Source organism: Mesorhizobium sp. M0663 (assembly GCF_040320585.1).
Lineage (GTDB): Bacteria > Pseudomonadota > Alphaproteobacteria > Rhizobiales > Rhizobiaceae > Mesorhizobium.
In genome coordinates, this window is the sequence record NZ_JAMYPX010000004.1 from 56,671 (window position 1) to 71,300 (window position 14,630).

19 protein-coding genes are annotated in these 14,630 nt (G+C 61.5%); 7 read left to right on the forward strand and 12 right to left on the reverse strand.

Annotated elements, in window-relative coordinates:
• Window positions 1-47: 47 nt before the first annotated feature.
• On the reverse strand, window positions 48-347 hold the full coding sequence (locus tag NKI54_RS09545) for a DUF1236 domain-containing protein (RefSeq protein WP_023677114.1): 300 nt from the start codon (window positions 345-347) through the stop codon (window positions 48-50).
• 204 nt (window positions 348-551) lie between these two features.
• On the opposite strand from NKI54_RS09545, the gene NKI54_RS09550 reads away from it, so the two are divergent.
• Window positions 552-1,340: a DUF1236 domain-containing protein gene (locus NKI54_RS09550; RefSeq protein ID WP_352636305.1), complete on the forward strand. Its 789-nt coding sequence runs from the start codon at window positions 552-554 to the stop codon at window positions 1,338-1,340.
• A 106-nt stretch (window positions 1,341-1,446) separates the two neighbouring features.
• On the opposite strand, the gene NKI54_RS09555 is transcribed toward NKI54_RS09550, so the two are convergent.
• Complete coding sequence (locus NKI54_RS09555) at window positions 1,447-1,689, reverse strand: polymerase (protein WP_352636298.1); 243 nt, start codon at window positions 1,687-1,689, stop codon at window positions 1,447-1,449.
• Between the two features lie 247 nt (window positions 1,690-1,936).
• The gene (locus NKI54_RS09560; RefSeq protein WP_352575226.1) at window positions 1,937-2,491 is read right to left on the reverse strand and encodes a DUF4142 domain-containing protein; all 555 of its coding nucleotides are present in this window, start codon (window positions 2,489-2,491) and stop codon (window positions 1,937-1,939) included.
• Between the two features lie 245 nt (window positions 2,492-2,736).
• Here NKI54_RS09560 and NKI54_RS09565 point away from each other — a divergent pair, with 245 nt between their 5' ends.
• On the forward strand, window positions 2,737-2,967 hold the full coding sequence (locus tag NKI54_RS09565; protein ID WP_156937349.1) for a hypothetical protein: 231 nt from the start codon (window positions 2,737-2,739) through the stop codon (window positions 2,965-2,967).
• A gap of 75 nt (window positions 2,968-3,042) precedes the next feature.
• Here the strand turns inward: NKI54_RS09565 and NKI54_RS09570 are convergent, their stop codons facing one another.
• On the reverse strand, window positions 3,043-3,354 hold the full coding sequence (locus tag NKI54_RS09570) for a hypothetical protein (protein WP_023677109.1): 312 nt from the start codon (window positions 3,352-3,354) through the stop codon (window positions 3,043-3,045).
• Between the two features lie 308 nt (window positions 3,355-3,662).
• Here NKI54_RS09570 and NKI54_RS09575 point away from each other — a divergent pair, with 308 nt between their 5' ends.
• Window positions 3,663-3,827 carry a DUF3309 family protein gene (locus NKI54_RS09575; protein ID WP_023677107.1) on the forward strand — a complete coding sequence of 55 codons (165 nt, stop codon included), beginning with the start codon at window positions 3,663-3,665 and terminating at the stop codon, window positions 3,825-3,827.
• Between the two features lie 260 nt (window positions 3,828-4,087).
• Here NKI54_RS09575 and NKI54_RS09580 read toward each other — a convergent pair whose 3' ends face one another.
• Window positions 4,088-4,285: a hypothetical protein gene (locus NKI54_RS09580; RefSeq protein ID WP_292655400.1), complete on the reverse strand. Its 198-nt coding sequence runs from the start codon at window positions 4,283-4,285 to the stop codon at window positions 4,088-4,090.
• Window positions 4,286-4,786: 501 nt separating this feature from the next.
• Here NKI54_RS09580 and NKI54_RS09585 point away from each other — a divergent pair.
• Together NKI54_RS09585 and NKI54_RS09590 are read left to right on the forward strand one after the other, a co-directional pair.
• Window positions 4,787-5,518 (forward strand): Crp/Fnr family transcriptional regulator, encoded by a 732-nt coding sequence (locus NKI54_RS09585; protein ID WP_352571876.1) that lies wholly within the window; start codon window positions 4,787-4,789, stop codon window positions 5,516-5,518.
• Window positions 5,519-5,687: 169 nt separating this feature from the next.
• On the forward strand, window positions 5,688-6,215 hold the full coding sequence (locus NKI54_RS09590) for a YciE/YciF ferroxidase family protein (protein WP_023677104.1): 528 nt from the start codon (window positions 5,688-5,690) through the stop codon (window positions 6,213-6,215).
• A 136-nt stretch (window positions 6,216-6,351) separates the two neighbouring features.
• Here the strand turns inward: NKI54_RS09590 and NKI54_RS09595 are convergent, their stop codons facing one another.
• Entirely contained in the window at window positions 6,352-7,350 is a 999-nt protein-coding gene (locus tag NKI54_RS09595) for an ATP-dependent DNA ligase (protein WP_352637305.1), read from the reverse strand.
• 30 nt (window positions 7,351-7,380) lie between these two features.
• On the reverse strand, window positions 7,381-7,548 hold the full coding sequence (locus tag NKI54_RS09600) for a hypothetical protein (protein ID WP_023677102.1): 168 nt from the start codon (window positions 7,546-7,548) through the stop codon (window positions 7,381-7,383).
• A 226-nt stretch (window positions 7,549-7,774) separates the two neighbouring features.
• Here NKI54_RS09600 and NKI54_RS09605 point away from each other — a divergent pair, with 226 nt between their 5' ends.
• Together NKI54_RS09605 and NKI54_RS09610 are read left to right on the forward strand one after the other, a co-directional pair.
• On the forward strand, window positions 7,775-8,479 hold the full coding sequence (locus tag NKI54_RS09605) for an MgtC/SapB family protein (protein ID WP_352577685.1): 705 nt from the start codon (window positions 7,775-7,777) through the stop codon (window positions 8,477-8,479).
• Between the two features lie 202 nt (window positions 8,480-8,681).
• On the forward strand, window positions 8,682-9,944 hold the full coding sequence (locus NKI54_RS09610) for a DUF763 domain-containing protein (protein WP_352449581.1): 1,263 nt from the start codon (window positions 8,682-8,684) through the stop codon (window positions 9,942-9,944).
• Between the two features lie 10 nt (window positions 9,945-9,954).
• Here the strand turns inward: NKI54_RS09610 and NKI54_RS09615 are convergent, their stop codons facing one another.
• From NKI54_RS09615 to NKI54_RS09635, 5 genes are all read right to left on the reverse strand, one after another.
• The gene (locus NKI54_RS09615) at window positions 9,955-10,398 is read right to left on the reverse strand and encodes a PPC domain-containing DNA-binding protein (RefSeq protein ID WP_352637306.1); all 444 of its coding nucleotides are present in this window, start codon (window positions 10,396-10,398) and stop codon (window positions 9,955-9,957) included.
• A 24-nt stretch (window positions 10,399-10,422) separates the two neighbouring features.
• Window positions 10,423-10,575, reverse strand: a complete 153-nt coding sequence (locus NKI54_RS09620) for a peptide ABC transporter permease (RefSeq protein ID WP_352457805.1) — start codon at window positions 10,573-10,575, stop codon at window positions 10,423-10,425.
• A 201-nt stretch (window positions 10,576-10,776) separates the two neighbouring features.
• Window positions 10,777-12,492, reverse strand: coding sequence for an HAD family hydrolase (locus NKI54_RS09625; RefSeq protein WP_023677097.1), 1,716 nt, complete (start codon window positions 12,490-12,492; stop codon window positions 10,777-10,779).
• A 4-nt stretch (window positions 12,493-12,496) separates the two neighbouring features.
• Window positions 12,497-13,468, reverse strand: a complete 972-nt coding sequence (locus NKI54_RS09630) for an SDR family oxidoreductase (protein WP_352691321.1) — start codon at window positions 13,466-13,468, stop codon at window positions 12,497-12,499.
• Window positions 13,469-13,517: 49 nt separating this feature from the next.
• Window positions 13,518-14,627: an FAD-dependent oxidoreductase gene (locus tag NKI54_RS09635; protein ID WP_352571870.1), complete on the reverse strand. Its 1,110-nt coding sequence runs from the start codon at window positions 14,625-14,627 to the stop codon at window positions 13,518-13,520.
• Window positions 14,628-14,630 lie beyond the last annotated feature (3 nt).

Sequence of the window (14,630 nt, forward strand, 5' to 3'; positions counted from 1 at the left end):
CGACAATGCTGGACGCGCCGCATGTCCCTTCAAAGCGACGCGCTTGCTCACTCGATGACCTTTACAATCCTGCGCGTGCCAGGATCGACCAGGACGGTCCGATTGTCGACGACGACATAGCGGTATTTGACGTCGGGAACCTCATGAAGCTCGACGGTATCGGGCAGTGTCGAGCCGACATTGAGCTCCACGCCGGGAAGCTGGACGGACGCCAGAGGCTGCTTTTTCACATACTCGCGTACGATCGTCTCCTGCTGCGGTTCGATGACCACGTCCTGAGCGGCAGCGGCGCCAATACCCGCAAGCAGCAAGAACCCAGCCGCGGCTGCCGAAAGATGCATTCTCATGATCGTCTCCTTTCATGGTGAGCCACCTCTGCGCTGCGCCGCGTCATGCTGTTCGCAGCGGGGTCGCTATAGGCCGGTAACGTCAGCAGGTGGAGCTTGTTCCGCCACTCGGATCGCTTGCCCTTTCCCTCCATTAGTTTGGAACAAAGTTTTTTAGCCACAGTTTTACGCGGTGAAGGGACGCGTTTTCCAAGGAGATCTCTCATGAAAGGCGTTCTGATCACCAGCATGCTAGCAATCAGCGTCAGCTGCGGGGCTGCACTTGCCCAGACGCAGCAGTCGACCGACGACCAGTCCGGCGCCAATTGTGCAGCCGGCACTGCCAATTGCCAGAACGGCGCCAAGATGGGCGAGCAGGCTCAGGGCAAGGCCGGCGCTGCAACTGATCAACAGGCGCAAGGCAACAAGAAGCTGAAGACCGATGAGCAAGCCAAAGGCAAGGCCGGCGCAACGACTGACCAGCAAGCCCAGGGCAAACCGAAACTGAAGACCAACGAGCAGGCTCAGGGCAAGGCTGGCGCCACGACTGACCAGCAGGCCCAGGGCAGCACCAAGATGAAGACCGACGAACAGGCCCAAGGCAAGGCCGGAACCACCACCACCGAGCAGGGCCAAGGCAGCACGAAAATGAAGACCGAGGAGCAGGCTCAGGGCAAGACTGGGACCACGACCACCGAGCAGACTCAGGGCAATGCCTCGACGCAGACGCAAGACCAGAGTTCGACCGCTTCCATCAACAATGTGACCGTTGAACAGAAGACGGAGATCACGCAGGTCATCAAGGAGACGAACATCCAACCGGTATCCAGCGTCGATTTCGACATCTCTGTCGGTGTCGAGGTTCCGCGAAAGAAGGTCCGGCTGCATCGCCTGCCGGCGCGCATCGTCAAGATCGTTCCGGCTTACGAAGGCTATGAGTATTTCGTGCTCGCCGACGGCCGGATCGTCATCGTCGACCCGAATACCTACAAGATCGTGATTATCCTGACCTAGTCGTGGCCCAGACGGTCTACCGTGGGTTGATGCACCAAAAAAGCCCGCCGCGCAGCTCGGGCGGCGGGCTTTTCCGTACCCGGCTCCAGCGTCTGCAAATCGCAAATCAAGGTCCGTCCTCGGGGCGAGGAGTGAGCACGGTGTGATCGATGGTGTCGGGCAGGCAGGGACTGGGCACGCAGCTTGTTCGGACTGACGCGGTGGTCATGGCATCGATATCCGTAACCAGCACCATTCTCGCGTAGTACCGCGGCCACAGCGGCTCTCCAAACAGGACGAAGACGCCGCCAATCATCAAGGCCAGCAACATGAGTGCCGTAACATTTGCAAATATCTCGCCGTAGCGCATGAAGGCAGCCTGTCCCATTCGGAAAGCGATTTCAGCCTGTGACAGCGGCGACCAGGACGGCGCCGAAAGCCGGCGCTACTATCCTTGAGGCCCCGCGAATGCCGCCTTCCATTGGATCCTCCCCGAACAAGCCGGATAAATAACGGCACTCTCGGTGCTTTGTTCCCGGCCGTGTGGCCGGACGACAGCCGCGTCACACAGGCCGTGTGTGGGGCGGCCTTTCGTTTGCAAAAGGCACTCTTCGCTCTCATTGATGCGCGGCAGCGAGGTCCTTGAGATGACGTTCGTGCATTTGCAGCACCGGCAGCGTCTTCTTGGCAAACTCCTTCATCGCCGGATCGTCGCCGGAATTCGCGTAAGCGGAAAACAGCGCCACCGCTTCCTTATGCGCCTGGGTCTGCATGTCGATATATTTCGATTGGAAGCTGTCCCCGCTGGCCTCCTTGAGTTGGTCGAGCAGCGCCTGGTGCTTGGTGTCCAGCGACGGGCCGGCTGGCGCGGTGGCCGAAGTCGTCTGACCCTTGCTGAGCGCCGCCTTGAAGTCCTCGCCGGCCTTGGTGTGGTCCGTGACCATTTGCGCCGCGAATGCCTTCACGTCGTCGGCAGTCGCCTGCGTCTGCGCAAGTCGGCTCGATTCGATTTCGAATGTATTGGCGATGGGCACGGTCTTGACGAACGTCGCGGTGTCAACCTTGCTCATGGTGTCGGTCGTTAGAGGCGTCAGCGTCGCCGATTGGGCAAAAGCAGCCAAAGGTGCGCCAGCCATCATCGCTGCCGCAGTGATGGATAGAAGGGTTTTCATGGGGGTTCTCCGAGGCTGATGTCATCCCTCCGATGGCTCAACGCGCAAGCTGCGGCGAGGTTGCCTGGTCGTGGGGGCCACAGCCGCCACCACGCCAGACAATGGTTTGGAAACGCAAAACAAAAGACGCCGGCTGCGTCCTGCAAAGTGCAACGCAAGCCACGAGATCGTACGGAATCGTACAAGCTCTTTCGCTTTGCGGCAGTCTTGCTATCGTTGGCTGGGAGAGATGGGTGGAGGCTTCCGTGGGGCAGATCAAGTCGCCGCTAGGAATCGGTATTGACACCGACGCTGCCGTTCATACCATCATGGCCGACTATCATTCCGGCGACATTCTCTCGACCACCGTCGTCATAGCCGATTTGCGCAAACGCTTTCCCTGGTTCCGGCAAACCGACGAGGAGCTGGTTGGCTTCATCGTTCGGGCGCTGGACGGTCGGGATATCGCGGTCAGCTTCGACCACCGCGGCCGCTAGGCTGATTTTACGGCAAAACCAGCCGGCCGCGGAGCTTAAGCTCCGCGGCCTCGTCAGGCTGTGATAACCGGGCGCTTACTTGCCGCAGTGGTTGTCGTTCACCGTCGGCGCCATCGTGCCCGGAGCCTTGCCGGTCGCATCGGGCAGAGCCCCCTGCGGGCCCGGCGGGCAATTCCGGTCGGCATTCGAATTCGTCGTTGAGAAATCGCGAATGCTATTGGTGATGGTCGAATCCGTGCCGGTGTCAGGGCCGCCATTATCCGGGACTACGATCGTCCGCCCGCTACCGTCGGCAGCGGCTCCGGAAGGGTCGCCGACGTTCTGCGCCATCGCTGACGTAGCCAGACCGATCGTAAGCGCCGAAGCTGCGAGAATTTTCGTGAGCATGATGCTTCTCCTTTTTACGAGGGTCGTCGCGTTGCGACTACGAAAACAACCGTTCGGGCGAGCGAAGGTTCCGACAAATTTCCTATGAATTCAGCATGTTCTCAGGTGTTCAAGGTGGCCGCCATGCCATTCTCCGCGGGCACGCATCTGTGGACTTTTCTAACGGCACAGCCCGGCATTTTGCTCGCCGCATGAGCGTACGCCTTACCGTTCCGCCGGAACAGGAATGCTTCTTGCGAGTTCATACCTTTGTACGATGCGACGCGCTGATGCGAATGGCGGCAGCGCAAACAAGGAGAGCAGACATCATGGGCCTTGGAACCATTCTCATCATAATCTTGGTCCTTGCCTTGCTTGGCGGCTTCAGCGGCTTGGGCGGCGGACCGTTCTATGGCACCGGCTATTACGGTGGTGGCGGCCTCGGCCTGGTGCTGCTTATCGTCATTATCCTGGTCCTGCTTGGGCGCATTTGATGCACGTCGCGCAAAAGTGTGCAGCGGTTTTGTGATAGCGACATGCATAAAACAGGAACCTAAAGCGCATCGCATGAGGCCAGTCGAACGCGACGCGCCTTAGTGTCACGCTCGCGACAAAAACGCCTGCCGCTTGGTAACAAGCGCCGGGCGTTTTGGAGACAAGATTTCCATGATCCTTGGCCAACCAGGATCCCTGGCTAAAAAGGGCGACCCGGTGCCGAACCTTTCGGCACCGAGGACACCACCATAGCAGCAGCTTAGTGTTGGCGATCGGCGGCCAGCGCTTCTTTCAGATCGGCGCTGAGCACGCCTTCGTTGAACAGCGACATGATACGGGCGGCCAACCGCTCGCGGACAGGACTGTCGTCCGCAACACCCAACTCGCGGCAGCAGTCGTCGAGCGCTTTTTTCAGCACGCTCAGTTCGGCTGGAGTTGCTGCACCTTGCATCGACATGCCATCCTCCCTTGAAAAAGGGCGAAAGCGCGAAGCGTCTTTCAAGCGTCCACTCGCCATGTCTGTGTGGACGACTCCAATTCAATTAGCGCCGCTCTCGTCCAAACTCAATGTACGGAAATTACCAAACAGACAGTTTGGGAACGACTGCCTTGCACCTGCATTGTTGCTGCGATCCAACCCACCCCTCATTTGGATCATTGGGCGTAGCCCACGACGCCCGAATGGAGCCCGTTGCATCCCTCGCGACGGGCTCTTTCGCGTCCGGTGACCTCAATTGTCGTTTTCGTACCAAACCGTCTTTGGTACGTTTCCAACTCTAACTTTCAGTCGGATGTTTTCGTAGGCAAGCGGCAGGAGAAACTGTCGTGCATCGATTCATTTTTTTATTTAGTAGGCTCCATACCTTTCAGTGCCTATATGAGCGTTATCGTCCGCAGGTTATACCGGGCGCGGACGGCTGGGAGATAAAAAAGCTCTTGCCCTGTTTTGGGGCTAGCTATGTCTGATCCAGCAATTTCCAATAGAAATCGATACAGAAACAAGCTGTTGCGCCGGATGAGCGCCGGCGATTTCGCATCTCTCGAGCCGCACATCGAGCGCTGTTCACTGGAGTTACGGCAATCGCTCGAAGTGTCCGGATCCCCGATCGAGGCCATTTATTTCCTCGAGGACGGCATCGGTTCGGTGGTTGCGAAAATGCCGAACGGCAGCGATGCGGAAGTTGGCCTTGTCGGCTTGGAAGGTATGACCGGCTCGGCCCTGATAATGGGCGACGACCGTACGGTCCATGATTGCTATGTGCAGCTGGCGGGAGAAGCCGCCAGGATCGACGCCGAGCCGTTCAAGGCGGCGCTGACGCAAAGCCCGACGCTGCGGCTGTTCTTGCTGCGCTACGTGCAATATCTGCATGTCCAGACCGGCTATACGGCGCTGGTCAACGCGCGATCGAAACTTGAAGACCGGCTGGCGCGCTGGCTGCTCATGTGTGACGATCGGGTGGACGGCGGCCGGCTGACGATCACTCACGAATTCCTGTCGATCATGCTTGGCGTAAGGCGTCCGGGTGTCACGGTCGCGCTGCAGCTGCTCGAGGGGCGAGGGCTCATCCGGTCCCGCCGCGGCGAAATTATCATTCGCGATCGCGATGGTCTCGTCGCACTGGCGGATGGCGGCTACGGCCTGGCCGAGGCCGAATATACCCGCCTGGTCGAGCATATCGGCGAGCGCTGACGGCGCTTTCCTGGCCGATTGCTGCCGCAGGTCGAGGCCCCTTGCGACACTACACGGCGGGTCGGAAAAATTTTCAAAGCTCCCGGACCGTCAGGGAACTTGTTTCCCGTCGGAGGGTTATGGGACGCCTCTACTTTGCGAGGCGGCACCAACCATTCGGGAGAGGATCATGGCGACCACGAAAAAGGCCGCGAAGGCGGCAAGCAAGGGCCTTGAGGATCTGTTCCTCGACGGGCTCAAAGACCTCTACTACGCCGAGAAGAAGATACTGAAAGCGCTGCCTAAAATGGCCAAGGGCGCGGAGTCGGAAGAAGTGACCGCCGCCTTCGAGAAACACCGCATGGAAACCGAAGGACATGTCGACCGCCTGGAGGAGGTGTTCGAGAAGTTCGGCAAGCCGGCCCGTGGCAAGACCTGCCCGGCGATTGACGGCATTATCGAAGAGGGCTCGGAAGTGCTCGAGGAGTATAACGGTGCTCCCGCGCTCGACGCCGGGCTTGTCGGCGCGGCGCAGGCCGTCGAACATTACGAGATCGCTCGCTACGGCACTTTGATCGCGTGGGCGGAAGAACTCGGCAAGAGCGACGTTGTCGAGCTGCTCAGGGCAACTCTAAAGGAAGAGGTCGCGACCGACGAAGCGCTTTCCAAGCTCGGCGAAAGCGGTGTCAACGAACGCGCAATGCAAGAAGCCGCTTGATTTCAAAACCGCAACCGAGCCTCGGAAATGGTTGCCAAGGCTCGGTTGGCCGCGGTGAACCGGTGAATTCTGCATTGGTCTGTCATGAACGGTAGAGCGGGCAGCTAGAGCCTTGAAGCGGTGCATCGCTGCGGGCTTACTCGATCTGATCGAACGTGCATTGCCGGGGCTCTTTGTCCGGCCGCCAGCGCAACAGCTTGGTTCCGTGCCGGAACCGGTCGCCTGTCACATGGTCGAAACGAACCTCGACCACCAGTTCAGGCTTTATCGGCTCCCATTGTCCGCTGCGCTCCGTGCTCCAGCGGCTTGGCCCGCCCGGCGCCTTGCCGGTGAAACCCGGTTTGGCCCGCAGTTTTTCCAGCCGCCTGGTCAGCGTCGCGCGGTCGTCCTTGCCGATGGTCGAGGTGAACCCGACATGGTCCAGCCTGCCTTCGTTGTTGTAGAGGCCGAGCAGCAGGGATCCGACTTCGTTGCTGCCGGCGAGATAGCGAAAGCCGCCGACCACACAATCCGCAGTGCGCAGCCGCTTGACCTTGACCATGGCGCGCTCGCCGGGCCGGTATGGCCCGGCGATCAGTTTTGCAACGACACCGTCGGTCGAGCCATGGCCGGCGCCTTGCAGCCAGCGCTCGGCGGCAGCGGCGTCATGCGTATATTTGGACAGGTGCAGTTCGGGCCGTGCCGCCGACGCGACAAAGGCCTCAATCGCCTGCCTCCTGGTGGTGAGAGGCTCTTCGATGATGATCCCGCCGCCGGGTTCGGCCAGCATGTCGAACAGGACCAGCATGGCAGGCGTCTCGAGGCTCAACTTGCGGATCCTGCTTTCGGCGGGATGAAGGCGCATTTGCAGGGCCTCGAACGAGGACGATCCGTCGACCTCGATGACGATTTCGCCGTCGGCAACAAACCGCCGCGACCTCACATCGCGCAGCACCGCGACCAGTTCGGGAAAATAGCGGCCAAGCGGCTTGCCCGATTTTGCACGCAGATCGACGGCATCGTCGCCCTTGAACACGAGGCAGCGAAACCCGTCCCATTTCGGTTCGTACTGCCAAAGCCCGTCGCCGCCAGGAATTGCGTCGGCGGCTTTGGCTTCCATCGGACGAAGGTCGAGCGGCAACGGAAATGCGGTCATGGCTGGTCCGCGCCGCCGCTGAGGCATTCGCTACCGCCGTCGGCCATTCCCCTGCGCCCCGCTTTCCCGCCTCGGCACCTTGCGGCCGGTTTGGTCGGGTGAAGGCGACCGCGGATCGACCTCGTCGGACCCACCGATCTCCTTGGTGATGCGATAGGCCAGATAAGCGACGGCTCCGGCAAGCAGCAAGCGGACCATGACTGCAAATCCTTCGTTGGCGTGAACCCACCAACCCGCAGGCCGAAGGTTTTGTTCCGCCGCTGCCCATCGCCGGGGTGAATCGTCGGCGGCGCAACCAAAATCCAAGCGCATCGTTTGTTGCTTATCGACGAAAAGAATTTGCGATGAAGACGCTCTTGCCCTTGTTCGCTTTGACCCTGGCGCCATTCCTGGCCAGCAGCGCTTGGCCTGACGGGTGACCGCGATGCTCCTCGTTGTTCCGGTCTGGCAGGACATCGCGGCACGACTGCTTCTGACCGCGCTCGCCGGCCTGTTGATAGGCCTCAACCGCGAGGCGCGCGGGCACGCGGCGGGGCTACGCACCACCGTGCTGGTCGGATTGGCCGCCGCCATCACAATGATCCAGGCCAGTATTCTGCTCGAGACCGTTGGCAAGCACCCGGATTCGTTTGCATCGATGGACGTCTTGCGCTTTCCGCTGGGCGTGTTGACCGGCGTCGGCTTTATCGGCGGTGGCGCCATTCTTCGCCGCGGCAATCTTGTCAGCGGCGTCACCACGGCGGCCACATTGTGGGTGATGACGGCGATCGGATTGGCTTTCGGTGGTGGCCAATACGGCTTGGGCGCTGCCGGCACGGCGCTGACGCTGGCCACCTTGCTGGTCCTGAAATGGGTGGACCTTCGAATGTCGCGCGAACACCATGCCCAGTTGGCACTGACGTGGAAGGCCGCGGCTCGACAGGAGATCGATGCGCTCATCGGGCCGCTTGGCTACCAGGCACGCCTCGTCGCAATAGAGAGGCGCCCAGATCTCAAGGACCCTGTGTTCTCGTTCGAGATCAGTTGGAGGCGGCCCGACACTGGCGCACCGCCAATGGATCTGCTGGCATCGGTGGGCGAGCATTGCGAGATTCAAAAGTTTGATCTCCTCAGCGAGCCTGCCCGCTAGAGCGGTTCATCGTTTCACGGAAACGCCGAAACGCTCTATCTCTTTGTTTCTGCGCAATCCCGGACGGAAAACCGTTTCACACTTTTCCTGGAATTGCTCTAGCGGCTCGCAACGATCGCGGCCTGGAATCAGGCCATCGCTTCTTCGCGGCGCTTTCGATACCTATCTGTGGAGGCAGGACTCAAGGAGCAAGCAAAAGAGCGTGGCACAGCGATCGGGAAGTGCTGATCTTCCACTTCACGGCGGACGCGTGCCGAAATGGCTCGGCGACCGCATGACGCGGCTTGGCGCGGTCATGTGCGAGGCGATCATCCACCATTACGGCCGCGATGAGTTGCTGCGCCGGCTGGCGCATCCGTTCTGGTTCCAGTCCTTTGGCGCCGTAATGGGGATGGACTGGCACTCTTCCGGCATCACCACCAGCGTCGTCGGAGCGTTGAAGCGCGGTCTGTCGCCGCTTTCCGGCGAACTCGGCATCCACGTTTGCGGCGGCCGCGGCGCGCATTCGCGCAAGACCCCGCACGAGCTTGCCCTGATCGGCGAGCGTGTCGGCCTCGACGGGCAAGGCCTCGCGACTGCCAGCCGGCTTGTCGCCAAGGTGGACAGCGCCGCGGTCCAGGACGGTTTCGATCTCTATCTGCACGGCTTTATCGTCACCGACGACGGCAAGTGGGTGGTGGTGCAGCAGGGCATGAACGGCGACAGCAAGGTGGCGCGCCGCTATCACTGGCTGTCCGAAGGCCTGAAGAGCTTTGTCGACCAGCCGCATGCTGCCATCGAGGGCGCCAACCAGGGCGAGATCGTCAACCTGACCGACCGGCGCGCTGAAGCGTCGCGCCAGGGACAACTGGACCTTCTGCACGACCTTGGACCGGATCGCATCGTGAGGGAGCTTGCCGCTTTGGAGCGGGGTTCGGCGCCAGCGCCGGAGCCGGCACAAAAGCTGCTGCCGCATCTGGTGATGCCGGCGCACCACGATGTGCGCGAAAGCGACGTCGTCATGCGCCGCCTGCACGGCAACATCGCGGCGGCGGCCGAGCGCGGCCCGACAGATTTCGCCGGGCTTCTCCTGGTGCCCAATGTCGGCGCGCGCACGGTGCGGGCGCTGGCGCTGGTCGCCGAAGTCGTGCATGGCGCGCCGTGCCGTTTTTCCGATCCAGGCCGTTTCTCGCTGGCGCATGGCGGTAAGGACAGGCACCCGTTCCCCGTGCCGCTGAAGGTCTATGACGAGACGATCGGCGTGCTGAAGTCGGCTGTCCAGAAGGCCAGGCTCGGCCGTGACGAAGAGATCGGCGCGTTGCGGCGGCTGGACGACCAGTCGAGGCAGGTCGAGCGCTATGTCACCGGCCCAAGCCTGAAGGAAATCGTCGCCGGGGAGTTCGAGCAATCGCATCTGCTCGGCGGCCGCAGCGTCTTCGGTTGGGAGGTCGTACCCGAAACGGCCGCAGTCAAATCAACGAAGTGATCGGCTCGGATCAAGCCTCCAAGTCGATCAGGGCGACGCCGAGTTCGGGACGGTGCCTGCGGCGCAGATGGCCAGGCGTCTCCACCAATGTGACCTCGAGCGTCGGCCGCACGATGCCGTCCAGCAGATGACCGCCCCTCGTGGTGCCGTCACTCAATCCAAGGACTGCGTGGACGTGCAGGCTGGGCTTGCCGTCGTCGCCGATAGCAACATCGCCGATCGCGCTCAGCACTTCGCACTGTTCCCGGACGGGGATTTTCCGGTAGGTCCTTTCTCCAGGGTCGAACCAGCCGACGGTTGCGCTTTCGAAAGCGCCGAGCGCGGTCAGCGACGCGCCGCCGACGCCACGGTCGACTGCAAATGACGTCAGCTGCGCAAACGCCTCTTCGCCGGGATCAAGCACAACGACGAACGTTCTCTGTCCGGCGCTTTCGGCAACAAGCTGTGATTTCATGATTTCGCTCCAGCCGTCAGGAATTCAAATCCACCACACCAGCAATGCCAGCAAGACGAGACCCACTAGGCCGGCGATGAAAATGATCCGGCGCGCCCGCGTCCGCAGGATGATCTCGCCCTGCCGCGCCTGTTCCGCTGAAAAGACAGGACCATCCTTGTCCCGGTCGTTGCTCATCCATCGTCTCCTTTCGAGCAATTATTCAGCATTGAATAGATCTGGCGCCCGATAGAACACAATCTCGTTTGGCGGATGAGGTTCCACGATGGACCATCGACGGTTGGAACTGACTGGGACTCGGCCGTCTGCCGAGGTGGGACGGAGATCGACCACGAGGTGAACCCAGCCGGCTTGGGACCGGCTGGGCGCCGTTTGCATCTATTCCTTCGGCGCGGTCGCGGGCGCGGTATAGCGGCGGCGCACCGCGTCCAGGACGTGCTTGCGGCTCTCCTGCGCCGAAAGTGTGCCGTCTTTCTCCGCTTCGGCGGTTTCGCGCGCCAGTTCCTTGTCCCTGATCTGGTGGCGAAACCATTCGGAATAGTCGCCGGCGCGCAAATGATGTTCCCAGGTCCTGTCGTCGATGCCCTCGGCGATCTGGGCGAAAATCATCAGATTATGGGCGCGGAGGTTCATCGCATTGTCGGGGCCGCGGAAATAGAAGCTGCCCTTCTCGTCCAGCTGGCCCTCGGCATATTTGCGGCTGTGCCGCTTGAGCGATTGTCGCGGTTCGATCGGCTCGACCATGGCAGGTTTCTTGCGCGCCTGCGGCCGCCAGAACAGCACGCGCTCGTCTTTTGGAGAGTTCAGGTCCTTGTCCTTTGGCGGTTCGGTGCCGGTCTCGTGACAGAACGTCTTGATGACCTTTTTCGCCTTGGGGCCGAGTGCGATGACGGCGGTGACCAGCCGCAATGCCTCGGTTGAGATCGCGTCCGGATGAACCGTGATCAGGATCGTGCCCGGCAATTCCATGGCCAGCACCATTGGCGTGTCGTCGCGCCGCTTCGGCAAGAGGTGATGCGCCTCGTCGATGATCAGCCAGTGTGGTCGTGCCGTGCGGAAGCGAACACCGCCAAGGCCCGGCAGCAGGTCGGCAAAGAAGTCCGGCCGCTCGTTAACGCGCAGCGCCAGGCCATTGACGACCAGATTGTTGTCCGGCTTCTCCAGGAGATCGAGCAACTGCGTCTTCGTCGGCGCGTTCGAGCCGTCGCCCAGCCGGACGGCGCCTTCGAGACCGTCATAGTCGCCTTCCGGATCGAAGATGCAGAACTGGAACTTTCTCTCGACGAAGCGCTCCGTCAGTGCAGTCGCCAGGGTCGATTTGCCGATGCCGGAGCTGCCGGCGATCAGCACCGTATCGGTTGGCGACAGATACACCTCCTTGCCATCCTCCGAGCCAAGCAGAATGCCGTCGCGGTTCGGCACAAGCTCGCGATCGCGCTCGACCACCTTGGCGATCAGTTCCTCGACGCCTTTTCCGCGCGCGCCGCGTGTCACGAGATCCGCCGTATCCTTGACTGCCGGCAGTGCGTTGTCGACGGCCACGCTGAAGCCGCAGGCGCGCAGGAAGGCGTGGTCGTTTTCGGCGTCGCCGACACCGACGACGTTGTGCGGCGACAATCTGAGGTCCTGAAGCGCGGCTGTCAGCCCGGTCGCCTTGTTGATGCCGCTGGGCAGGATCATCACCGCGCCCTTGTTGAAGATGATTTCCAGCTCCAGCCCCAATTTCTTGATGACCTCGAGCGCGGTAGCCTGATGCGGTTCCCAGGTTGCGACGATCGAGCGTCCGACCGAAAGCGGTTTGACACCGCGTTTCCTGAGTTTGGCGATGAACTCGGGGGCGGGCGGCGGGGATATCGTCCGCTCCTCCTCGCTGGCCGGCGTGTAGATCAGCGCCCCGTTTTCCGCGACCACCTTGTCGAAGATCGCGACTTCGGGAAAGACGCGTTTCAGGTCGGGCAGCTCGCGCCCGGTGACGAGAATGAGTTTGCGGCCGCTCTTCTTGAAGCGTTCAAGCGCCGCAAGCGTCTTCTCGGCAACGACCCCTTCATGCGCCAGCGTGCCGTCATAGTCAGTGGCCAGGGCAATGAAATACATGCCGTCAGTAGCCGCCCACGATCGGCAATATCTCGCCGGTGATGTAGCTCGAGCAGTGTGGCGAGGCGAGGAACACGTAGGCCGGCGCGATCTCCTCCGGCTGGGCCGGCCGTTTCATCGGCGTATCGGCGCCAAATTTCGAAACATCGCCGGCTTCCTTGTCCGAGGGGTTGAGCGGCGTCCAAACCGGGCCTGGCGCCACGGCGTTGACCCTTATGCCCTTGTCGACAAGGTTGCCTGAGAGCGCGCGGGTGAAGGCATGAATGCCGCCCTTGGTCATGGAGTAATCGACCAGTTGCTTCGAGCCCTCGATGCCGGTCACTGAACCGGTATTGATGATCGCCGAACCGGGTTTCATGTGCGGCACGGCCTCCTGCGCCATGTGGAAATAGCCGTAGAGGTTGGTCTTCAGCGTCGTGTCGAAATGCTCCTCGGTCAGCTCGCTGAAATCGCTGGAGTGGATCTGGAAAGCGGCGTTGTTGACCAGCACGTCGATCCGCCCAAACTCCTGCACGATCTCAGCCACCGCGTTGTGGCAGTGGTTGCGTTCGCTGACGTCGGCCTTGATCAGGATGCAGCGCCGGCCTTCCGCTTCGACGGCCCTTTTGGTATCTTTGGCGTCCCTATCCTCCGAGAGATAGACGATCGCCACATCGGCGCCTTCACGCGCATATAGCACGGCCACCGCACGGCCGATGCCTGAATCGCCGCCGGTAATGACGGCCACTTTGCCGTCGAGCTTTTTCGATCCGATATAAAATGGCGCATCGTAAAGCGGCGCCGGCTCGATCGCCCATTCATGGCCCGGCTTCGGCTGGTGCTGCTCGGGGAAGGGCGGCTCGGGATATTTGCGGGCGCCGGCCTGCATGGCGCCTTTTTGCTTGCCATTGGATTTGGACTTGTCCTTCTCGTCGATACGGCGCTGGATATGCCGTTGCTTGGCGGCCTCGCCGGCGATTTCCGATTTCATCTGCATGGTCATCTCCCTGGCTTGAAACCCAACAACGCATATCCGGCGAAAAGGTTTATGCGACCACGTCATTCCTTGAGCCCGGCGACACGCTCAGCAGCGGCCGTTGCAGCAGCGGCAGATGGCCGACGACGCTGAAGGCCGCGTTCCTGACGCCTTGCATGATGCCGTTGTCCGATTGGGCCAGCGAGAGGATGCGCTCGCTGAGCGTGATCCACCGTTGCCCCACCGGGTGGCGTTCGCTTGTGTAGCCGGCAAGCGTGCCGTCGACGAAACGCCTGGCGAATGACGCGGCGTCCTCGATGCCGAGATTCATGCCGCGCGCGCCCAACGGCGAATGCACATGCGCGGCATCGCCTCCCAGGAAGACGCATGCGGTTTGATAGCGCGGCGCCTGTCGTACCGGAATATGGAAGCGGTCGGCCCGCAACAACCGCGTGATCCGGTAATTGCCGGGGATGCGCGCCAACGCATCCTCGCTGTTTGAAACCGCGCGATAGCGCTTCTCGCCGATCGGGATGACGAAACCGACGTCGCCGTTCCTGTGAAGAAATGCGTGGGCGGCCATCGGCTCATAGGGCCAATCGTCGATGTCGGCGTCGGCAATGCTCCATTGCCGCCGATGCGTGTAGCCATCGAAGCCGATGCCCATGGCATCACGCACGGTGCTTTGCGCACCGTCGGCTCCGAAGACAAGGTCGAAACTTGCCTCGTCACGGCCGTCTGGCGCCTCGATCCGCACCTCGGCGCGGCCTTTGTGCTCGGCCATGCCGACAAATGTGCTTCGCCATTCGACGTCGATGCCAAATCCCTTGAGCGTATCGGTCATCAGCGATTCGGTGTCGCGCTGCGGCAGCGACAGCAGGAAATTATGGCGGTGCGGCAGGATCGAGAAATCGATCTCGCCGAGCGCTCGTCCTTCGAAGTAGAAACGGGCTCGGCGAATTTTCAATCCTTCGGCGAGCAATCGGGCAGCGACTTTGGACGGTTCAAGGATGTCGAGGCTGTGCGAACTGATGCCGACCGCCTTGGCGAGCGGCGTCGGGCCTTCCTTGCGGTCGATGATGCGAGGTGCAATGCCGCGCCTTGCCAGTTCGACTGCCGCCGTCAGCCCGGTCGGGCCGGCGCCGACGATCAGGATGGAAGCGTCCCGCGAAGCCGTCATCGT